Annotated in this window: 21 protein-coding genes, 2 pseudogenes and 1 other annotated feature; of the genes and pseudogenes, 10 read left to right on the top strand and 13 right to left on the bottom strand. The window is 47.4% G+C overall.

The annotated features are described in order from the left end of the window. Positions 1-9: 9 nt before the first annotated feature. The 4 genes from ACLHV8_RS14060 to ACLHV8_RS14075 form a co-directional block, all read right to left on the bottom strand. Positions 10-1,368, bottom strand: coding sequence for an APC family permease (locus ACLHV8_RS14060; RefSeq protein ID WP_032666924.1), 1,359 nt, complete (start codon positions 1,366-1,368; stop codon positions 10-12). Continuing rightward, positions 1,358-1,420 carry a membrane protein YoeI gene (gene yoeI / locus ACLHV8_RS14065; protein WP_099458931.1) on the bottom strand — a complete coding sequence of 21 codons (63 nt, stop codon included), beginning with the start codon at positions 1,418-1,420 and terminating at the stop codon, positions 1,358-1,360. Before yoeI ends, ACLHV8_RS14060 begins: the two co-directional genes overlap by 11 nt. Before the next feature lie 219 nt (positions 1,421-1,639). Next, the gene (locus ACLHV8_RS14070) at positions 1,640-2,569 is read right to left on the bottom strand and encodes a LysR substrate-binding domain-containing protein (protein WP_128348764.1); all 930 of its coding nucleotides are present in this window, start codon (positions 2,567-2,569) and stop codon (positions 1,640-1,642) included. 41 nt (positions 2,570-2,610) lie between these two features. Next, entirely contained in the window at positions 2,611-3,435 is an 825-nt protein-coding gene (locus tag ACLHV8_RS14075; protein WP_208594278.1) for an SDR family oxidoreductase, read from the bottom strand. 175 nt (positions 3,436-3,610) lie between these two features. Between ACLHV8_RS14075 and hisL the strand changes: the two genes are divergently transcribed. The 9 genes and pseudogenes from hisL (at position 3,611) to hisIE (ending at position 10,829) form a co-directional block, all read left to right on the top strand. After that, entirely contained in the window at positions 3,611-3,661 is a 51-nt protein-coding gene (gene hisL, locus ACLHV8_RS14080; RefSeq protein WP_001364200.1) for a his operon leader peptide, read from the top strand. After that, positions 3,637-3,760, top strand: a sequence feature (His leader region). Its footprint overlaps the gene before it by 25 nt. A 45-nt stretch (positions 3,761-3,805) precedes the next feature. Next, on the top strand, positions 3,806-4,705 hold the full coding sequence (gene hisG, locus ACLHV8_RS14085; protein WP_028018500.1) for an ATP phosphoribosyltransferase: 900 nt from the start codon (positions 3,806-3,808) through the stop codon (positions 4,703-4,705). A gap of 5 nt (positions 4,706-4,710) precedes the next feature. After that, positions 4,711-6,017, top strand: a pseudogene (gene hisD, locus ACLHV8_RS14090) (histidinol dehydrogenase). Further along, positions 6,014-7,075: a histidinol-phosphate transaminase gene (gene hisC, locus ACLHV8_RS14095; RefSeq protein ID WP_129325235.1), complete on the top strand. Its 1,062-nt coding sequence runs from the start codon at positions 6,014-6,016 to the stop codon at positions 7,073-7,075. Before hisD ends, hisC begins: the two are co-directional and overlap by 4 nt. Continuing rightward, positions 7,072-8,139: a bifunctional histidinol-phosphatase/imidazoleglycerol-phosphate dehydratase HisB gene (gene hisB, locus ACLHV8_RS14100; RefSeq protein ID WP_128348762.1), complete on the top strand. Its 1,068-nt coding sequence runs from the start codon at positions 7,072-7,074 to the stop codon at positions 8,137-8,139. Before hisC ends, hisB begins: the two co-directional genes overlap by 4 nt. After that, positions 8,139-8,729 (top strand): imidazole glycerol phosphate synthase subunit HisH, encoded by a 591-nt coding sequence (hisH, locus tag ACLHV8_RS14105; RefSeq protein WP_028018504.1) that lies wholly within the window; start codon positions 8,139-8,141, stop codon positions 8,727-8,729. Before hisB ends, hisH begins: the two co-directional genes overlap by 1 nt. Continuing rightward, complete coding sequence (hisA, locus tag ACLHV8_RS14110) at positions 8,729-9,466, top strand: 1-(5-phosphoribosyl)-5-[(5-phosphoribosylamino)methylideneamino]imidazole-4-carboxamide isomerase (protein WP_129325234.1); 738 nt, start codon at positions 8,729-8,731, stop codon at positions 9,464-9,466. Before hisH ends, hisA begins: the two co-directional genes overlap by 1 nt. Next, entirely contained in the window at positions 9,448-10,224 is a 777-nt protein-coding gene (hisF, locus tag ACLHV8_RS14115) for an imidazole glycerol phosphate synthase subunit HisF (RefSeq protein ID WP_129325233.1), read from the top strand. The genes hisA and hisF overlap by 19 nt, the downstream gene beginning before the upstream one ends. Beyond that, positions 10,218-10,829, top strand: a complete 612-nt coding sequence (gene hisIE / locus ACLHV8_RS14120) for a bifunctional phosphoribosyl-AMP cyclohydrolase/phosphoribosyl-ATP diphosphatase HisIE (protein WP_128348758.1) — start codon at positions 10,218-10,220, stop codon at positions 10,827-10,829. The genes hisF and hisIE overlap by 7 nt, the downstream gene beginning before the upstream one ends. Positions 10,830-10,867: 38 nt before the next feature. On the opposite strand, the gene wzzB is transcribed toward hisIE, so the two are convergent. Then, the gene (gene wzzB, locus ACLHV8_RS14125; protein ID WP_208594277.1) at positions 10,868-11,848 is read right to left on the bottom strand and encodes an LPS O-antigen chain length determinant protein WzzB; all 981 of its coding nucleotides are present in this window, start codon (positions 11,846-11,848) and stop codon (positions 10,868-10,870) included. A 193-nt stretch (positions 11,849-12,041) separates the two neighbouring features. Here wzzB and ACLHV8_RS14130 point away from each other — a divergent pair, with 193 nt between their 5' ends. Continuing rightward, positions 12,042-13,046 carry an NAD-dependent epimerase gene (locus ACLHV8_RS14130; RefSeq protein WP_208594276.1) on the top strand — a complete coding sequence of 335 codons (1,005 nt, stop codon included), beginning with the start codon at positions 12,042-12,044 and terminating at the stop codon, positions 13,044-13,046. A gap of 53 nt (positions 13,047-13,099) precedes the next feature. Here the strand turns inward: ACLHV8_RS14130 and ugd are convergent, their stop codons facing one another. The 8 genes and pseudogenes from ugd to ACLHV8_RS14170 all read right to left on the bottom strand — a co-directional run bounded on the left by ugd (position 13,100) and on the right by ACLHV8_RS14170 (position 21,789). Beyond that, complete coding sequence (gene ugd / locus ACLHV8_RS14135; protein WP_208594275.1) at positions 13,100-14,266, bottom strand: UDP-glucose 6-dehydrogenase; 1,167 nt, start codon at positions 14,264-14,266, stop codon at positions 13,100-13,102. Positions 14,267-14,491: 225 nt separating this feature from the next. Then, complete coding sequence (gene gndA, locus ACLHV8_RS14140; RefSeq protein ID WP_024908082.1) at positions 14,492-15,898, bottom strand: NADP-dependent phosphogluconate dehydrogenase; 1,407 nt, start codon at positions 15,896-15,898, stop codon at positions 14,492-14,494. A gap of 178 nt (positions 15,899-16,076) precedes the next feature. After that, a complete protein-coding gene (locus ACLHV8_RS14145) occupies positions 16,077-16,904 on the bottom strand; it encodes a glycosyltransferase (RefSeq protein WP_128348754.1) in 828 nt (275 codons plus the stop codon). Next, on the bottom strand, positions 16,897-17,685 hold the full coding sequence (locus ACLHV8_RS14150; RefSeq protein ID WP_244250032.1) for a hypothetical protein: 789 nt from the start codon (positions 17,683-17,685) through the stop codon (positions 16,897-16,899). The genes ACLHV8_RS14145 and ACLHV8_RS14150 overlap by 8 nt, the downstream gene beginning before the upstream one ends. 2 nt (positions 17,686-17,687) lie before the next feature. Beyond that, on the bottom strand, positions 17,688-18,356 hold the full coding sequence (locus ACLHV8_RS14155; RefSeq protein ID WP_208594273.1) for a haloacid dehalogenase-like hydrolase: 669 nt from the start codon (positions 18,354-18,356) through the stop codon (positions 17,688-17,690). After that, complete coding sequence (locus tag ACLHV8_RS14160; RefSeq protein ID WP_128348993.1) at positions 18,356-19,234, bottom strand: glycosyltransferase family 2 protein; 879 nt, start codon at positions 19,232-19,234, stop codon at positions 18,356-18,358. Before ACLHV8_RS14160 ends, ACLHV8_RS14155 begins: the two co-directional genes overlap by 1 nt. Next, positions 19,218-20,534 (bottom strand): O-antigen polymerase, encoded by a 1,317-nt coding sequence (locus ACLHV8_RS14165; protein ID WP_208594272.1) that lies wholly within the window; start codon positions 20,532-20,534, stop codon positions 19,218-19,220. Before ACLHV8_RS14165 ends, ACLHV8_RS14160 begins: the two co-directional genes overlap by 17 nt. Next, a pseudogene (locus ACLHV8_RS14170) lies at positions 20,535-21,789 on the bottom strand (O-antigen translocase).

The raw sequence follows: 21,789 nt of genomic DNA on the forward strand, positions 1-21,789 counted from the left end.
CGTTAAAACTCAGGCAACGTCTTCGTACTGAGGAACCGGGTTGCGGAAGCTTTTTGTTACGCAGGCCAGGTAAATCAGACCGATAGCACCCCAGATCAGACCCAGAACCATAGAGCTCTCTTCCAGGTTAATCCACAGTGCGCCAACAGTCAGCGCGCCACACACTGGCAGCACCAGATAGTTGAAGTGGTCTTTCAGCGTTTTGTTGCGCTTCTCACGGATCCAGAACTGCGAGATCACAGAGAGGTTAACGAAGGTGAACGCCACCAGCGCACCGAAGTTAATCAGCGCAGTTGCTGTCACCAGGTCAAATTTAATCGCCAGCAGAGCAATTGCACCTACCAGCAGCACGTTCCATGCAGGAGTACGCCATTTCGGATGAACATAACCGAAGAAGCGAGTCGGGAACACACCGTCACGGCCCATCACGTACATCAGACGAGAAACGCCTGCGTGCGCCGCCATACCGGATGCCAGTACGGTTACGCTTGAGAAGATCAACACGCCCCACTGGAAGGTTTTACCTGCCACGTACAGCATGATTTCAGGCTGTGACGCATCCGGATCTTTAAAGCGAGAGATATCCGGGAAGTACAGCTGCAGGAAGTAAGAGGCACCGATGAAGATCATACCGCCAATCAGCGCGGTCAGGAAAATCGCTTTCGGGATCACGCGCTCAGCGTCTTTGGTCTCTTCTGACAGAGAAGAGATACCGTCAAAGCCGAGGAACGAGAAGCACAGAATCGTCGCACCGGTGATCATCGGCACTACATGCGCACCTTCAGACCAGAATGGACGCGTGCTGGTCAGTGTACCTGCACCTTCACCGTGAGAAACACCGTAGATGATCAGGCCAACGATTACCGCAACAATACCCATCTGCAGAATAACAATCAGGGTGTTGAAGTTCGCCACGGTCTTGATGCTGCGCAGGTTAGAGATGGTCATAAAGGCCACCAGCGCCACAACGAAGATCCACGACGGTACGGAAGGTACCAGCGCTTCAAAGTAAATTTTTGCCAGCAGAATGTTGATCATCGGCATGAACAGGTAGTCCAGCAGTGATGACCAGCCCACCATAAAGCCTACCGCCGGGCTAATGGATTTCTGAGCATAGGTGTACGCAGAGCCTGCGGACGGGAAACGGCGAACCAGTTTACCGTAGCTCAGCGCAGTAAAGAGAATAGCGACCAGCGCAAAGGCGTACGCCGTTGCAACGTGACCGTCAGTAAGGCCTGATACGATACCGAATGTATCGAACAGCGTCATTGGTTGCATATAGGCCAGGCCCATCATAACAACCGGAATCAACGTAAGTGTTTTACGTAATTCCACGCGAGAGGTGTTTGGAGTTGCGTTATGCGACATAGTTATTCTCCTTTACGGTGATAACCGCCACGTAAGCGAAAAATTGCCCCATTTCTTTATTCCTCAGCGACAACAACTGTCGGATTTTAGTAAATATCTATCCGGTACGAAGCCCGGCCTCTTGGTTTTTAGTTTCGTTTCGTACATGCAAAAAAAAATAACCGACGCCTTTTATATCGTCGATTATTCATTTGGTTGCAGCGGCCGCATTTTGCCCCACATCGGATACAAAAGGCAATACTTTGCAATGCCCTGGGTGATTTTCTTTTTGCTAACTGGCTGATTTCTCGACGCTGGCCTGAGAGTAAACGGCAGCGATAGCACTATTTGCTAAAATTTCGTCTCGCCACCAGCTGCTTGCCAGTCCAGAGGTTTGTTCATTCCAGCCCACCCACGCTGATTCATTACTGCTTTGAGCAAGCACCTGTTTTTCAACCAGCGCCCCGCTATCAATAAACCGCTGCGCAAGATAACGAGGCAAATAGCCGCAACCCAGACCACTGATTTGCAATTCCAGCTTGGTTTTAAAATCAAAAACGGTAATGGCTTCCTGCTCATCAAGTAATTGCGAGGAAACCGCACACTCTGGCCGTGAACTGTCCCCCACCACAATCGCACGGTAGCCTTTAATAATCCGGCGATTAATAGGCTCCGGCTCCTGAGCAAGCGGATGATGCGGCGCAACGGCAAAAACCTGCTCCAGCACGCCCAGACGGGCAAAACCAAAATCACTCAACTGGGGAGGTTCATGGAGTGCACCGACGAAAATATCCGCCCTTCCCTGGATTAACGCATCCCAGGAACCGCCCAGCACACCGTTTATAAAGATAAGCCGGGTCACGCTGTGGTGTTGATAAAATGCCTCAATCAGCGGCGTCAGAAGCGAAAACGGAAAGGTATCATCGACTCCTATAACCAGCTCATTTTCCCATCCCTGATGAAGCTTGACGGCCTGCTTTTCCAGTTCGCGAACGGTATGGAGGACTTCACGTCCTTTTTCCAGCAGCATCTGCCCGGTACGGGTAAAACGCGCGCGGTGCCCGGAGCGATCGAGGATCTGAATATTGAGATCGCTTTCCAGTTTTTGAACGGTGTAGCTCAGCGCCGAAGGGGTTTTGTAGAGCTTTGCTGAGGCGGCTGCAAAGCTCCCTTCTTTTTCCAGTGCATCCAGAATAATAAGAACATCAAGCAGCGGTTTCATGCTCGCCCCCTTCTGGTGTGCGATCGTCTCCGCTGCGAGACTTATTCCATGGGCATCACCAGCGGATCGGGATACTGATACTCAAATCCCAGCTCATGGCAAATGCGATTGCCATCAACAATTTTGCCTTTGCTTTCATCCTTTGTCTCACCAAAAATCGGCGGAGCCAGGCCCAACTGACGTGCCATTAGCGGGTAAAACGTACTACGCGTCGGATGAGAAGGCGCACATATATTATAGATGTGTCCACCTTTTGGAGCCTGTAAGAGTAGCTCAATTGCGCCAATAACATCGTCAAGATGCACAAGATTGACAACATGTTGCCCGTCTGGCGCTGACTTCCCGGCAAAAAAACGTCCCGGATGACGCCCTGGCCCCACCAGACCCGCCAGACGGACGATATCAACCTGCGTGCCGGGTAGATTATGCAGCCAGTCTTCCAGCTCTTTCAGTACCTGGCCGCTCACGGTAACAGGATTGCGCCCGGAGCTCTCTTTCACCACACCTTCGACATCGCCATAGACTGACGTCGAGCTGGTAAAAATAATGCGCGGAACATGGTGTGCCAGCGCGCTGTCGACAATCTCCTGCATCGCCTGCAGATAAAACGACTCGCCCGGACCACTGCGCCGCGCGGGTAGCGTAATTACCAGCGCATCGACGTTCATCAACGTGTCCAGATCGTCAGCATCACACACCAGCTCGGGTTCCAGACGCAGTTCGACACCATCAATACCGCACATACGCGCTGCTTCTACCCCATCCGCCGTGGTTTTGCTCCCGGTCACTTGCCAGCCTTTCGCGGCTAATGACATCGCCAGCGGCATTCCCAGCCATCCTAAACCGACAATCGCGACCTTTTTCATGCGAATTCTCCTGACTCGTACTCGTCTTTCATAAGGCTACGCCAGCCCGGCAGAACACACAATTCATAGCATCAATATGAAATGAATTAATGATCAAAAAAAGCCCTTGCAATATGTTGCACAACTGGTTTAGGTTAAAAGACATCAAATGAATAAGCATTCATCGAGAATTTATATGACACGCGTTCAATTTAAACACCACCATCATCACCATCATCCTGACTAGTCTTTCAGGCGATGTGTGCTGGAAGACGTTTGGATCTTCCAGTGGTGCATGAACGCATGAAAAAGCCCCCGGAAGATCTTCTTCCGGGGGCTTTTTTTTGGACCAAATTCAGACAGGTTAAAACAGGTTAACGAGGAATAAAGAATGTTAGATAACTCACGTTTACGCATAGCTATTCAAAAATCAGGTCGTTTGAGTGACGATTCACGCGAACTGCTGGCCCGCTGCGGGATCAAAATTAACCTGCACACCCAGCGCCTGATTGCTCTGGCTGAAAACATGCCCATCGACATTCTGCGCGTGCGTGATGACGATATCCCAGGCCTGGTGATGGATGGCGTCGTTGACCTTGGCATCATCGGTGAAAACGTGCTGGAAGAAGAACTCCTGACCCGCCGTGCACAGGGCGAAGACCCGCGTTACTTCACCCTGCGTCGCCTGGATTTCGGCGGCTGCCGCCTGTCGCTGGCAACGCCGGTCGATGAAGCCTGGGATGGCCCGGCTGCACTGAACGGCAAACGTATCGCCACCTCCTACCCTCACCTGTTAAAGCGTTACCTGGACCAGAAAGGCGTGCAGTTTAAATCCTGTCTGCTGAACGGCTCTGTTGAAGTCGCCCCGCGTGCAGGTCTGGCGGACGCCATCTGTGACCTCGTCTCAACTGGCGCGACGCTGGAAGCGAACGGCCTGCGCGAAGTGGAAGTTATCTATCGCTCAAAAGCCTGTCTGATTCAGCGTGACGGCGACATGGCCGATGCCAAGCAGCAGTTGATCGACAAGCTCCTGACCCGTATTCAGGGCGTGATCCAGGCGCGTGAATCCAAATACATCATGATGCACGCGCCAACCGAGCGTCTGGATGAAGTGATTGCTCTGTTACCAGGCGCCGAGCGCCCAACTATTCTGCCACTGGCGGGCGATCAGCAGCGCGTGGCGATGCATATGGTCAGTAGCGAAACCCTGTTCTGGGAAACCATGGAAAAACTGAAGGCGCTGGGGGCAAGCTCTATCCTGGTGCTGCCAATTGAGAAGATGATGGAGTAACGGCCATGGGTTTTAACACAATCATCGACTGGAATAATTGTAGCGACGCGCAACAGCGCGAGCTGCTGATGCGCCCGGCGATTTCCGCCTCAGAAAGTATCTCTCGTACCGTGGCAGAGATCCTCAATAACGTCAAAGCTCGTGGCGATGACGCGCTGCGTGAATACAGTGCCAAATTCGACAAGACTGAAGTGGATGCGCTGAAGGTTACCGAACAGGAAATCATTGATGCCAGTAATCGTCTGGGTGATGACATCAAGCAGGCGATGGCCGTCGCGGTGAAAAACATCGAGACCTTCCACACCGCGCAAAAGCTGCAAATTGTGGATGTTGAAACCCTGCCTGGCGTGCGTTGCCAGCAGGTGACCCGCCCGGTAGCGTCCGTTGGGCTGTATATCCCTGGCGGTTCGGCTCCACTGTTCTCCACCGTATTGATGCTGGCTACCCCGGCGCGTATCGCGGGTTGTCAGAAAGTGGTGCTCTGCTCTCCGCCACCGATTGCCGATGAGATCCTCTACGCAGCAAAGCTGTGCGGCGTACAGGCGGTCTATAAAGTGGGTGGCGCACAGGCGATTTCTGCCCTCGCGTTTGGCACCGAATCCATTCCAAAGGTCGACAAAATTTTTGGCCCGGGCAACGCCTTCGTCACCGAAGCCAAGCGCCAGGTCAGCCAGCGCGTCTGGACGGTGCGGCAATTGACATGCCTGCCGGTCCGTCTGAAGTGTTGGTCATTGCCGACAGCGGTGCCACGCCGGACTTCGTCGCGTCCGACCTGCTTTCTCAGGCGGAACACGGCCCTGACTCGCAGGTCATTCTGTTGACGCCGGATGCCGATATGGCAACGCGCGTCGGCGAAGCCGTCGAGCGCCAGCTTGCTGACCTGCCCCGCGCCGAAACGGCACGTCAGGCGTTAGCCGCCAGCCGTCTGATTGTGGCGCGCGATCTGGCGCAGTGCATTGCCATCTCTAACCAGTACGGCCCGGAGCACCTGATTATTCAGACCCGAAATGCACGCGACCTGGTCGACAGCATCACCAGCGCAGGTTCGGTTTTCCTGGGTGACTGGTCACCTGAATCCGCTGGCGATTACGCGTCCGGCACCAACCACGTTCTGCCGACGTATGGTTATACCTCAACCTGTTCAAGCCTCGGCCTGGCGGATTTCCAGAAACGCATGACCGTGCAGGAACTGTCCCGTGAAGGATTTGCCTCGCTGGCATCCACCATTGAAACGCTGGCAGCCGCGGAACGCCTGACCGCCCACAAAAATGCCGTTACGCTGCGCGTTGCAGCCCTGAAGGAGCAAGCATGAACATTGAAGAATTAGCCCGTGAAAATGTCCGTCAACTGACTCCGTATCAGTCTGCACGTCGTTTAGGTGGTAAAGGTGATGTCTGGCTGAACGCTAACGAATTCCCGACAGCGGTCCAGTTTGAGCTGTCTCAGCAAACCCTGAACCGCTATCCGGAGTGTCAGCCAAAGGCCGTTATCGAAAACTACGCGCAGTATGCGGGAGTGAAGCCGGAGCAGGTGCTGGTCAGCCGTGGAGCAGACGAAGGTATTGAACTGCTGATCCGCGCCTTCTGCGAACCGGGCAAAGATGCGGTGATGTACTGCCAGCCTACCTACGGCATGTATAGCGTCAGCGCGGAAACCTTCGGAGTGGCGTGTCGCAACGTCCTCTCGCTGGAGAACTGGCAGCTGGACCTGCAGGGCATTGCCGATAATCTCGATGGTGTAAAGGTGGTGTTTGTCTGCAGCCCAAACAACCCGACCGGGCAGATTATCAACCCGCAGGATATCCGTACCCTGCTGGAGATGACGCGCGGCAAAGCCCTGGTGGTCGCTGACGAAGCCTACATCGAGTTCTGCCCGCAGGCGACGCTGACAGGCTGGCTGGAAGAATATCCGCACCTGGTCGTGCTGCGTACGTTGTCGAAAGCCTTCGCCCTCGCCGGTCTACGTTGTGGATTCACGCTGGCCAATAAAGAGGTCATCGACCTGCTGTTGAAAGTGATCGCCCCGTACCCGCTCTCCACGCCGGTTGCCGATATTGCAGCACAGGCGCTGACCCCACAGGGGATCAACGCGATGCGCGATCGTGTGGCGCAAATCCTGGAGGAACGTCAGTATCTGGTGACCGCCCTGAAGGATATCCCGTGCGTGGAGCAGGTGTTCGATTCGGAAACCAACTACATCCTGGTGCGTTTCACTGCATCCAGTGCCGTATTTAAATCTTTGTGGGATCAGGGCATTATCTTACGAGACCAGAATAAACAACCTTCCCTGAGCGGGTGCCTGCGCATTACCGTAGGCACCCGCGCAGAGAGCCAGCGCGTGATTGACGCCCTGAAAGCGGAGAAAGTATGACCCAGAAGATCCTTTTTATCGATCGTGACGGCACCCTTATTTCGGAGCCACCAGCCGATTTTCAGGTCGATCGTTTCGACAAGCTGGCTTTTGAACCGGACGTGATCCCCGTACTGCTTAAGCTGCAAAACGCCGGGTATAAGCTGGTGATGATCACTAATCAGGACGGTCTGGGTACCGACAGCTTCCCGCAGGCGGACTTTGACGGCCCGCATAATCTGATGATGCAGGTGCTGACCTCTCAGGGCGTGGTCTTTGATGAAGTGCTGATTTGCCCACACATGCCGGCCGATGAGTGCGACTGCCGTAAACCGAAAGTAAAACTGGTGGAGCGCTATCTGACGGAAGATGTGCTGGATAAAACCAACAGCTATGTCATCGGCGATCGCATCACCGATATTACGCTGGCGGAAAACATGGGTATTGCGGGGCTGCGCTACGATCGTAACGGTCTGAACTGGGCGAAAATTGGTGAGCAGCTAACCAAACGTGACCGCTATTCCCACGTTGAACGTAACACCAAAGAGACGCAGATTGACGTGAAGGTCTGGCTGGATCGCGAAGGTGGCAGCAAGATCCACACCGGTGTCGGTTTCTTCGACCATATGCTGGATCAGATTGCCACCCACGGCGGTTTCCGCATGGAAATTACCGTAAAAGGCGACCTTTACATTGACGATCACCACACCGTGGAAGATACCGGCCTGGCGCTGGGTGAAGCCCTGAAGCTGGCGCTCGGCGATAAACGCGGCATCAACCGTTTTGGCTTTGTCCTGCCGATGGACGAGTGCCTGGCGCGCTGCGCTATGGATATCTCCGGACGTCCGCACCTGGAATATAAAGCCGATTTCAACTACCAGCGCGTGGGCGATCTCAGCACTGAAATGGTTGAGCACTTCTTCCGTTCATTGTCCTACACCATGGGCCTGACGTTGCACCTTAAGACCAAGGGCAAAAACGACCACCACCGCGTGGAGAGTCTGTTCAAAGCTTTTGGCCGTACCCTTCGCCAGGCGATCCGCGTGGAAGGTGACGCCCTGCCTTCATCGAAAGGAGTGCTGTAATGAATGTGGTGATTCTGGATACCGGATGCGCCAACCTGAACTCCGTAAAATCGGCGATTGCGCGCCACGGCTATGAGCCGGTGGTGAGCCGTGACCCGGACGTGGTGCTGCGCGCCGACAAACTCTTTTTACCGGGCGTGGGAACCGCGCAGGCCGCGATGGATCAGATTCGCGAACGCGAGTTGGTCGACCTGATCAAAGCCTGTACCCAGCCGGTGCTGGGCATTTGCCTGGGTATGCAGATCCTGGGCCGCCGCAGTGAAGAGAGCAACGGCGTCGACCTGCTGGGCATTATTGAAGAAGACGTGCCGAAAATGACCGACCACGGCCTGCCTCTGCCGCATATGGGCTGGAACCGCGTGTACGCCAAAGCGGGCGACAGGCTGTTTCGCGGCATTGAAGACGGCGCATATTTTTACTTCGTGCACAGCTACGCCATGCCGGTAAATCCGTACACCATCGCTCAGTGCAATTATGGTGAAGCGTTTACCGCAGCGGTGCAGAAAGATAACTTCTTCGGCGTGCAGTTTCACCCGGAACGCTCTGGCGCCGCAGGCGCGCAGCTGCTGAAAAACTTCCTGGAGATGTGATGATTATTCCCGCTTTAGATTTAATTGACGGCACGGTTGTTCGTCTTCATCAGGGCGATTACGGGCAGCAGCGTGACTACGGGGACGACCCGCTGCCACGTCTGCAGGATTACGCGGCGCAGGGTGCAGAAGTGCTGCACCTGGTGGATCTCACGGGCGCGAAAGACCCGGCGAAACGCCAGATCCCGCTACTCAAAAAGCTGGTCGCTGGCGTGAATGTCCCCGTCCAGGTAGGTGGTGGCGTGCGCACTGAAGAGGACGTTGCGGCTCTGCTTGAAGCAGGTGTGGCGCGCGTTGTCGTTGGCTCTACCGCCGTAAAAGACCCCGAAATGGTCAAAGGCTGGTTCCGCCGTTTCGGCGCGGATGCGCTGGTACTGGCGCTGGACGTGCGTATTGATGAACAGGGTAATAAACAGGTTGCGGTCAGCGGCTGGCAGGAAAACTCCGGCGTGACGCTGGAAGAGCTGGTTGTTATTTATCAACCCGTTGGCCTGAAGCACGTGCTGTGCACCGATATCTCTCGCGATGGCACGCTGGCCGGCTCTAACGTCTCGCTGTATGACGAGGTCTGTGCACGTTTTCCGCAGGTGGCTTTCCAGTCTTCGGGTGGAATTGGCGATCTGAAAGATATCGCCGCACTGCGCGGAACGGGCGTGCAGGGCGTGATCGTTGGACGCGCCCTGCTGGAAGGAAAATTTACTGTGACGGAGGCGATTCAATGCTGGCAAAACGGATAATCCCTTGCCTGGACGTACGCGACGGCCAGGTGGTGAAAGGCGTGCAGTTCCGCAACCACGAGATCATTGGCGATATCGTCCCGCTGGCAAAACGCTATGCTGATGAAGGGGCTGACGAGCTGGTGTTTTACGATATCACCGCCTCCAGCGATGGCCGAGTGGTCGATAAAAGCTGGGTAGCGCGCGTAGCAGAAGTGATTGATATTCCATTCTGCGTAGCGGGTGGGATTAAATCAGCTGAAGACGCGGCCAAAATTCTCTCGTTTGGTGCCGACAAGATTTCCATCAACTCCCCTGCCCTGGCAGACCCGGAGCTGATTACTCGCCTGGCCGATCGCTTTGGCGTGCAGTGCATTGTCGTTGGGATCGACACCTGGTATGACGACGCAACGGGCAAATATCACGTTAATCAGTATACCGGCGATGAAAGTCGAACCCGTGTGACCCAATGGGAAACCCTCGACTGGGTGCAGGAAGTGCAGAAGCGTGGCGCGGGCGAGATTGTCCTCAACATGATGAACCAGGACGGCGTGCGTAACGGCTATGACCTCGAACAGCTGAAAAAAGTGCGTGCGGTTTGCCACGTCCCGCTGATCGCCTCCGGCGGCGCGGGCACCATGGAACACTTCCTGGAAGCCTTCCGCGACGCGAACGTCGACGGCGCGCTGGCCGCGTCCGTGTTCCACAAACAGATTATTAATATTGGTGAGTTAAAAACGTTCCTGGCCGGCCAGGGCGTGGAGATCAGGGTATGTTAACAGAGCAACAACAGGCACAGCTGGACTGGGAAAAAACGGGCGGACTACTGCCCGTGGTGGTTCAGCATGCCGTTTCGGGCGAAGTACTTATGCTGGGGTATATGAACCAGGACGCGCTGGCTAAAACGCTCGACAGCGGCAAAGTCACGTTTTTCTCGCGCACCAAACAGCGTCTGTGGACCAAAGGGGAAACCTCAGGTCATTTCCTGAACGTGGTCAGCATTACGCCCGACTGCGATAACGATACCCTGCTGGTACTGGCAAACCCAATCGGACCAACCTGCCATAAGGGCACCAGCAGCTGCTTCGGTGAGGCGAGCCACCAGTGGCTGTTCCTGTATCAACTGGAGCAGCTGCTGGCTGAACGTAAAACAGCGGATCCTGAGAGCTCCTATACCGCGAAGCTGTACGCAAGCGGGACTAAGCGTATCGCACAAAAAGTCGGTGAAGAAGGCGTTGAAACGGCTCTGGCCGCGACCGTGCATGACCGTGAGGAACTGACCAATGAAGCGTCTGATTTGATGTATCACCTGCTGGTGCTGCTGCAGGATCAGGAGCTGGACTTGACGGCGGTGATTGAGAATCTTCGTAAGCGGCACAAATAAAAAAACCGGGGAATTTCCCCGGTTTTTTTATCAATGCATCAGGCTTTTGGTTTGTAATTGCGCAATGCGTTGCGCCCCAGCACGACTCCGGAACCAATCATTCCACCCAGCAGCACGGCAAGAACCAGAATCACGGTTTTTTTCGGGCTGTCACGGCGAACAGGAAGGTCAGGCTTCATGACATAACGGTAGACGTGGATAGTGTCCGGGTTTACGTTCAGCTTCTCGATATCCAGCAAGTTTCGCTTGGTCAGATAGTAAGCTGCTGAGAATACCAACGGGCGAGAAGCTTCGTTATCAATCATCGATTTCAGCCCCTCGCTTCCCAAGAGAAACATCGTTTCCTGCGTCACGTCCTGGGTTTGCTGAATCTGCGGCGAGGTGATTTTTGCTGCTTCAGCATTCTTCAGCGCCTCAGTAATCTGTTTGATGCGCAGATCTTTCTGCTCCTGAGCGACTTTTTCCTGGTTTTCCAGAGAATCGTTCAGGGTTTTAATCTGCTCTTTGATATTGTCCTTGAGGTCAACGGCGAGCTCTTTTGCCGTTTGCTCATCAACCTGCTGTATGTACTGAGCCAGTTGTTTTTGAGCAGCTTCAGCGGATGTACTGGTATAGGAAACACTTAACGGGAGTGGCTGTCCAGTCACAGTCGGTGTTATCGTCAGTTTTTCAGGTTCCTCCTGGTTCTCAAGCGCCTGAGATAATGCCGAGAATGAGGAGCTAAAGCGACCGATAGCGCGCGTTTGGTTGTCCAGCATCGAGGGAGCTGCACTACCATAGAGAATGTTCAATGCGTTTGAGTAGGTCGCTATCTGAGCCGCATCAGGTTGCGCAATAATCGCACTTGAAGTCCACTTTTCCTTCGCGACGAAGAGATATCCAATAGCCAGGGCGATAAAAACAATAACAAATATTGCTATCGTCGACTTGCCACGCCACAGTTGAAGCACTAAATCAAGTAAATCAATTTGCTCAGGGTCATTGCTTTGGCTGACCTGGCGATTGTCGTTTTGCGTCATACAATCCCTAACAGATTAAAAAGGGCAAACATAATTATGTTTGCATAGTGTATCTATTGCTGGGGATTTTTCTATAAGAATCCGATGAGTGATATCAGAAAGATGAGTTATGTAACTTACACCCTTCGCGCTATCATAGACGTCATGTGATGCGCTATGGCATCTGTAAGAATATGGGTTTATGAGGGAAGCTATGAAATTTTTGGTAACGGGTGCAGCGGGTTTTATCGGTGCTAATGTCAGTAAACGCCTCCTCGAGGCCGGTTATCAGGTTGTCGGTATTGATAATCTGAATGATTACTATGATGTCAACCTGAAGCTGGCGCGCCTGGAACTGTTAAAATCTGAGAGCTTCAGCTTTCACAAGCTGGAGTTGGCCGACCGGGAAGGCATGGCAGCGCTTTTCGCCAGCGAGAAGTTTGATCGCGTGATTCATCTGGCCGCACAGGCAGGCGTACGCTACTCCCTGGAAAACCCACATGTGTATGCGGATGCTAATCTTATTGGTCATCTCAACGTGCTGGAAGGCTGCCGCCATAACAAGGTTCAGCATCTGCTTTATGCCTCCTCCAGTTCTGTATATGGACTGAACCGTAAGATGCCATTCTCCACTGAGGATTCAGTGGATCACCCAGTTTCACTTTATGCCGCGACCAAAAAAGCCAATGAATTGATGTCGCATACCTATTCGCATCTCTACAACCTGCCAACAACTGGACTGCGTTTCTTTACCGTGTATGGTCCGTGGGGGCGCCCGGACATGGCGCTGTTTAAGTTTACGAAGGCGATGATTGAAGGCAAAAGTATTGATGTCTATAACTACGGAAAGATGAAGCGTGACTTCACTTACATCGATGATATCTCTGAAGCCATTCTTCGCCTGCAGGACGTTATTCCTCAGCCGGACACAAACTGGACCGTTGAGACAGGCTCTCCGGCATCCAGTTCAGCACCATACCGTGTTTATAACATCGGTAACAGCGCGCCTGTTGAACTGATGGACTACATCACCGCTCTGGAAGAAGCACTCGGAAAGAAAGCAGAGAAAAACATGATGCCGCTGCAGCCGGGAGATGTACTGGAAACCAGTGCCGATACCCAGCCACTTTATGACGCGATAGGATTTAAACCGCAAACCTCCGTTAAAGATGGGGTGAAGAACTTCGTCGACTGGTACCGCGATTTCTACAAAGTCTGAAAATAAAAAAACCCGGCAAATCAGCCGGGTTTTTTACGAAATAAAACAGAGAATCAGTCGCTACCGAACAAATCGCGGGTATACACTTTATCCGCCACGTCAGCCAGTTCTTCCGCCATGCGGTTAGAGATGATGACATCCGCTTCTTTCTTGAAGGCATCCAGATCGCGAATCACGCGGGAATTGAAGAACTGATCTTCCTGCATGGCCGGTTCATAAATAACAACCTCAACCCCTTTCGCCTTGATGCGCTTCATGATCCCCTGGATTGAAGAGGCGCGGAAGTTATCGGAGCCACTCTTCATGATCAAACGGTATACACCGACGACTTTCGGCTGGCGCGCCAGAATGGAATCAGAGATGAAATCTTTACGGGTACGGTTAGCATCAACAATCGCCGAAATCAGGTTGTTTGGTACCGCCTGATAGTTTGCCAGCAGCTGTTTGGTGTCTTTAGGCAGACAGTAACCGCCGTAGCCAAATGACGGGTTGTTGTAGTGGTTGCCGATGCGCGGGTCAAGACATACCCCTTCAATAATCTGACGGGTATTCAGTCCAAGACTCTCTGCATAGCTGTCGAGTTCATTGAAATAAGCCACTCGCATTGCCAGATAAGTGTTCGCGAAGAGTTTAATCGCCTCAGCTTCGGTGGAATCAGTAAACAGCACCTGAATATCTTTCTTCAGTGCCCCTTCCTGCAGCAGTGCAGCAAAACGTTCAGCGCGCTCAGAACGTTCGCCAATGACGATACGCGAAGGATGGAGGTTATCGTAAAGCGCTCTGCCCTCACGCAGAAATTCCGGCGAGAAGAAGATATTATCAATACCAAACTTCTCTTTGATGGATTTGGTGAAGCCGACAGGGATAGTTGACTTGATAACCATCACCGCACGGGGGTTGATCGCGATAACATCTTTGATCACTGCCTCTACGGTTGAGGTGTTGAAGTAGTTAGTTTTTGGATCGTAGTCAGTAGGCGTCGCAATGATGACGTAATCCGCATCGCGGTATGCATCTTCTTTATCTGTCGTGGCGCGGAAATTCAGCGGTTTATGGCTGAGATAGTCCTGGATCTCTTTGTCGACAATCGGCGATTGCTTCTGATTGAGCATATCCACTTTGGCCTGCACGATATCCAGCGCAACCACTTCATGATTCTGAGCAATCAAAATGCCGTTAGAAAGACCGACATAGCCTGTTCCGGAGATTGTTATTTTCATTCGCTAATGACTTCTGTGAGTTAACTGTACTGATGGCCGCCAGACCATCGCGATAAACATAACTGTTGGGCTTTGTACCTCCTGGCAAACAGCACTGTCAAGGCAAACCAGGAGTAATCGCGACGAGTGGGATGAGATTCAGACTACTTCGAGTAACACGCGGCATTTTTTGCATAAAAAACCCGGAGACAGGCCCCGGGTTGAAATTACAGTGAGTTAGCTAACTCATTCCATCCATTCGGTATGGAACACACCTTCTTTATCGGTGCGTTTATAAGTATGCGCACCGAAGTAGTCGCGCTGTGCCTGAATCAGGTTAGCAGGCAGAACCGCAGCACGGTAGCTGTCGTAGTAGGCTACTGCAGCAGAGAAGGTCGGAACCGGGATACCGTTCTGGACAGCGTAGGCAACCACGTCACGCAGCGCCTGCTGGTATTCGTCTGCAATTTTCTTGAAGTACGGTGCCAGCAGCAGGTTAGCAATACCGGCGTTTTCTGCATACGCATCGGTGATTTTCTGCAGGAACTGCGCACGAATGATGCAACCCGCGCGGAAGATCTTCGCGATTTCACCGTAGTTCAGATCCCAGTTGTTCTCGTCTGACGCAGCACGTAGCTGAGAGAATCCCTGCGCGTAAGAAACGATTTTACCCAGGTACAGTGCGCGACGCACTTTCTCAACAAATTCAGCTTTATCCCCAGCAGGTTTGGCCTGAGGGCCAGACAGCACTTTGGATGCCGCAACGCGCTGCTCTTTCAGAGAAGAGATGTAACGCGCGAAGACAGATTCGGTGATCAGAGACAGTGGCTCGCCCAAGTCCAGAGAGCTCTGGCTGGTCCATTTGCCGGTGCCTTTGTTCGCAGCTTCATCCAGAATCACATCAACCAGGTATTTACCCTCTTCATCTTTTTTAGTGAAGATATCTTTGGTGATGTCGATCAGATAGCTGTTCAGCTCGCCTTTGTTCCACTCGGTGAAGGTTTCCGCGAGTTCTTCATTGGAGAGATTCAGACCACCTTTCAGCAGGGAATACGCTTCAGCAATCAGCTGCATATCGCCGTATTCGATGCCGTTGTGCACCATTTTCACATAGTGACCTGCACCGTCCGCACCGATATAGGTTACGCAAGGCTCACCATCTTCAGCCACGGCTGCGATTTTGGTCAGGATAGGTGCAACCAGTTCGTATGCATCTTTCTGGCCGCCAGGCATGATAGATGGGCCTTTCAAAGCGCCCTCTTCACCACCGGAAACACCGGTACCGATGAAGTTGAAGCCTTCAGCAGACAGCTCACGGTTACGACGGATGGTGTCCTGGAAGAAGGTATTACCGCCATCAATGATGATGTCGCCTTTTTCGAGGTAAGGTTTCAGGGAGTCGATAGCTGCATCGGTACCTGCGCCCGCTTTTACCATTAACAGGATACGACGAGGCGTTTCCAGAGACTCAACAAACTCTTTCACCGTATAGAAAGGAACCAGTTTCTTGCCAGGGTTCTCGGCAATGACTTCTTCGGTCTTATCACGGGAGCGGTTGAAAACGGAGACGGTATAACCACGGCTTTCGATGTTGAGCGCCAGGTTGCGCCCCATGACTGCCATACCGACGACGCCGATCTGTTGCTTGGACATTACATACTCCTGTCAGGTGTGGTCACCACGGCTTGTGCGCGGCTTTAATGTGCTGTTGATGTTAACTCAATATCGTTTAGCTTGGTAGCGGCGTCATTTGAGATAACTACAAAATACTGCTAAACAGCAAGTTTAGTTCATATACCCAGAGATATTCTACGGATAATAACTGAAATGTTTAATTGCGAGTCCTTGAAATATTATAAAGCATTGAGAGCATTGTTACAGGGAGTAAGCGAGGAATAGAACGTATCAAGAAAATGCAAAGCCCGGAAAAGAAAGAATGCAATCCAAGATTTTTCTTAAGTATAAAAAGCTCCCACTCGCTTTTAATATATTTAACCCCCTTTCTTCTCCCTACCATCCCATTGCCAACACGAGCTTTAACGAGTGAGCAATCGATATTCCCAACTTTATATCCTTTAGCAATAACTCTGAGCCAAAGATTATAATCTTCCATAAGGAAATGATGTTGATAACCACCAAGTGATAAAATTTCTTTTTTTCTAAAAACCACAGTCATATGATTGAAAGGATTTTTTATTTTACAACACTCACGAATCTCAGCCTCTGACAAAGGAACTTTCCTGACTGATTTAACTTTATTCTCACATACTTCAAACTCATCAATTCCCGATCCTAGCAATATAAGGTCATTATCACTAAAAAAGAGAGGTATTTGTTTTTGAAAACGTTCAGGGAGGCAAATGTCATCTGAATCCATTCGGGCAACAATATCATATGAACAATGTGCAAGACCTTTGTTTAAAGCATTACCTAACCCGACGTTAACCGGTAACCTTACTATGTTGATATTCATTTTCTCAGACCATTTGAATACAACATTTTCTAATCCTGCATTAAGTGGACCATCAAAAACACAAACAATTTCTGTTGGAGACAATAATTGATTGGCAAGACTTGCAAAACATGTGTCAAGAAAGACTGGTTCTTCTTTATGGTATAAAGACATTAATACACTAAATGATTTTGAACTATCATTCATTAAGATTTACCTGCGCAGACAAGAACCTAAAGGTCATATAGTAAAATGCATAGATCGAAAACACATAAAATATATAACCACCAAAAATGTAGCAACAAGAAAGCCCAATAATAAGCAAAATGAAGTAATAGAGGTATCGACCGCTTTTTTTATTGGTGAGGAAAAAATCGTTAAAAAAATCAAAATCAAATCTTCTCTCGGTACATCTCTCAAGAGTATTAATCAGCGGGAATAATAAAATCATAAAAAGAAAGATAAAGACTTCACTCATTCCTGTAAATAACAATACTGGTGAGCAATATCTTAAAGTAACCAATATAAAATGCAATGGTATATTTAATCTACTTCTAACTGTGTTATATAATGCATATGTTGGAATTATTGCCCAACTGACCAGCAAAAAAATCCATGAACCATCATTGAAGGATAATGCAAAGGTTATTAATAACGCAACTAAAAAGCGGAAGCAATAAATATTTTTTTTATTATTTTCATAATATTGCAATTGCAGATAATCAAGCCTTAATGTTGGTGAAATCTCTTTTTTTATTGTTTCAGCATCATTGTATATATATCCAATCTCATACAAATTATAGACTAACAAGATAGCCAAGAGCGACTTAAATAAATTAATATATCTAAATTCTGGGTATACAAACAAAAAAGATAAAGAAACAGGGATTAAATAAATTATAATCCATGAAAAAAATCTTGTGATTGTTCGAAATCTAGTTTGCTTAGAATACCAGAATGGAAGATAAAAGATATTATAGCCTTTCACAATCACTCACTTTTAATTAAGTTAATAAGCCGATCATAGTTGATAAGTTTAATATTATTATCAATAAATGCCTTTTCATTCTTCAAGTTCGGAACACCAAAACCATAACTACATATTTTCAATATTTTAATATCTTGAATATTATCACTGATAAAACAGTAAGCATTATTGTTTTGCTCTACATCATCAAAAATTTTATTCTTATTAAAAAGGAGATCAAGGGTGATACGTCCTTGACAGTTTCCGTCTTTATATGCAAGTTTACTACTGTAGCAATTAATAGCATAATGCGATGCTACAACCTCAACAATGAAATCTAAGGAAGCAGAAATAATTGTTACCGGAATATGCTTACTTTTAGCACATTGCATAACATCAACAAGTTCCTTATTCTCTATAAAAATACCATTGGCTAGCATCCATTTCACATGTTCTCTAAGAAAATCAATGCTGTATCCATTTAAAAAACGGATCGCAATTCTTCGATTTAGATCTATTTTGGCTGAAAACAGCAATTTAAATATGACTCTCATTATAAATGAGGTGCTGAGTTTTCTGTAAAACCAATAGCGTTTATTTGGGTGATGGCTAAAGAAGGAATCCAGGAACATGAACGTTGTGTTGCCTTTGATTAAGGTATCACACAAATCAACGTAAACATGCTTAAACATTACTTTCTCCAATCAAAAAGTAGCCTGGCCAGGCCGATATATAAATATTTAGACTTAATACTTAATATAACTTTAGGTAGAAGTCTTAACGCATCTTTCTTGGAAGTCGAACCAAAATTAGAGAAATGTTCAAGGTGGATAAAATGAAGTGCTCTTTCATAAAAGGCTTCATCCTTATAATCCTTTAGAATTTTTATTTTCTCTAGCATCATCATTTTATAACGAGTATGAGTGTTATTATCATGAACTCGATACATTGTCAGGAGGTAAGGAATAGTAATAAACTTATAACCTGCATTGAGGAGTTTAAAATATAGCCAGATATCTTCAATCCTGATATCTTTTGGGAAGGTTATTGAGTTATGTTTAAAAACATCTACTCTATACAATTGTGTTGGAGAGTATAAACATATTCTATCTGTCAGTATATCGTTGAGTGTCCACCACTTAAAATCGACCATAGGTAGCAAACCACGTTTGTTGATTGAGCCATCACTATTGATTCTTATCATATTACCAAAGCAAGCAATGGCCTCAGGTTCTTTTCTTAATGCATTAACTTGTAATTCAATTCGATTCGATACCATAATGTCATCACTAGCAAAGAAACTTACAAACTCTCCACTAGCATGTTTTAAGCCTTCGTTAATCCCACCTGTAATCCCCGTATTACTTTCAAGAAAAATTGTTTTTACGTTACCGACGTTCTTGTATTCTTTTAATATCTCAGGTGTTGTATCCGAAGAGTTATTATCGACGATAATAAGCTCAATATCTTTATAAGTCTGACATAATATACTTTCGATTGCACTTTTTATAAACTGGTCATGATTATAAGATATTATAATGATAGAGACCCTATCACTCTGGTACTGCATGTTTTCTTCTCCCGTCGAGAATTGACAATAGCAAATAAATAATAAAAACTAAAATCAGCTGCGTATTAAACAGCATTGCATTAAAACTACTGAGAACGGTTGTTACGGACACAATGTAAAAACTATAAAAACTCATTGTTAATAAAGTTTTTTCTCTTGCTCTAAAATAGATGCATAACAAACTATTTACTATTCCACCGTACATACTTCCAAGAACAATTCCCATGTAACCGAAATTAGAGAAAGTCTCATGTGCAAAAAATCCATTTACATTCCAACCACCATTCGCCACCATACTTGGCAAATATTGGTTCATGAATATCTCTGATGCCCTGGCTGTTGGAGTGACATTAAGTATTTTGTTAAAAATAGTATCCATGCTGGATAACCCCAGCGAACTATGGGAAGAAAAATAATCTGCCGCATAAAACACCGCTGCCTCTTGAGCTATAAATAACCTCTCGATAAGAATATAAAGGAGGTAATCAGAATTATCAAATTGGAAAAGAACAATATACATTAGCAATATCAAGAAAAATATTAATACTGAGGAAAGTACATAAACCTTTTTACTAATTTTTCTTACCGATGAATATGAAACTAAAAGCCCCAAGAAATAAAAAACCAGAGGTGCTTTTTCCCCATTAATAGCCAATGTTAATATTGAAATGAAAGTGATAAAGACAAAAAGAAGAAAATGTTTTTTAAATCTTAGATATGCAATAAAACAATAATACGAAAGAATTATAGGTATAACACCTGCTAGTGTTTTGAAATATCCAATTCCAGAATAATTTTTTGTCACTTCCAGCCTTCGTATAGCAATTTGATCCGCAGAAGCCCCTTGGAATGCCATAAACAATGGTGCTGGATAAATTGATATTATGTAATACACAACTAATGCACAAGATAATATAAAGAGTGTTAGTGTTACCTTGCGACTGCTCATAATCATAGGACTGGAGTAATAATTTTCCCAGCGAATCATTCCCGAACGCTGCCCTGAACATAATGAACACAAAACTTCAACAACAAAAGCAGAAAGAAAGAATATAAAGAAAGAAATAGTAGTAATAAATAAACCAAGGTTTTTTGCCTCAGCATTATTTGCAATTGGCTCTATAAAAAATGAATCATCCATGAAGCCAGAATGTATTATAAATGATCCAATAATGCAGAATAGCAGCATCGACCAGTAAAGAACACAATAATAGTTGAGCCTTTTAAAACGAAATACACCCAAGTAGTACCCAGGAATAAAACTCAGTATTATTATAAGGAAATTTAGAGTAAACTCCATCTAGGATGCCTTTTTATATATGGACTGATAGAAGAAAAATGATGTGAATATCAGATATATAAAGTACGTTGCAGCATATGCCAAAGAAAGATAATGCCAGGACATAAAATAAACAATTATGGTTGTTGACACTGCAAGGACAACCGCTGATAAGATTTCACATGCTATAAAGACCTTCCATTTTTCTTTCGTTAATAGTGCAAAAGAGAAAATCCAACTAAAAACTTTGAAAAAATCTCCAACCATCTGCCAGCCAAATAGCGGTGACATGTTAACAAATGAAGGAGTAAAGAGTATATTTATAATATAAAACTTTAAATAAAAAACACAAAAGCATCCAATAGCTGTAACCGGCACTAGCAACTTAGATATATTGATTAGCTCATACTTATATTTCCTTTTCTCATGTGTTTCAGATAGTTTTGGCAAATAATAAAGGGTTAATGTAGTCGTTGCTAACATAATATTTATTGCGCTTATTCGGTTAATGGCTTCCCAATAACCGGATATCTCCCAAGAAATATTAGTACCTATAAAATTCCTAAGAAACATCTGAGTTAAAGGGACGGCTAAAGATGAGAACAAAGCCATAAAAGCAAATCGACTAAGACCTTTGACAACAGATTTGTTTAAATTCCCCGCCAAAAAACGAACTTTGAACCATTTTTGTTTAATAAAATATGAGAAGGTTATTATAAAATTTAATGATTGATTTATTGTTAATGCTATCAAGGCTCCTTTCAGGCCCATGCTAAATGCAAAAAGGCCAGTCACCACTAACACTAATATACTACTGGATATATTAAGTAATACATACGCTTTTATTGCCTTCATCCCATTTAGAATAGCCATCAAATAACTATTCAACATCATAAACACAAATGAGGTAGCAAGCCAATATGAAAGATTATTATCTATTTTGTCATTAAAAAAATAACATTTATATCTTTAAAAAGATCAAAATAATGATTGACACAAACAAGCTAGAAACAATACTGACTGTTCCCGCTGTTTTCCAAACATCTATTAATTCTTTTTCCTCACTTACATTTTGAGCTGTATATTTTGTAATGCCATTTGCAATTGAGCCCGCGGAAAATGTAGCGAGTGTTTGAACAAAACTCTGATACTGACCTATTATGGCATAACCACCAGGACCGACATAAATAGCTAGGACTTTATTAAGCCCTAGCATAGTCAGCATTTTAATTATTACAGAAATACCATTATAAAAACTGACTTTAATTAAATTCAT

Source organism: Enterobacter sp. CPE_E863 (assembly GCF_046521465.1).
Lineage (GTDB): Bacteria > Pseudomonadota > Gammaproteobacteria > Enterobacterales > Enterobacteriaceae > Enterobacter > Enterobacter adelaidei.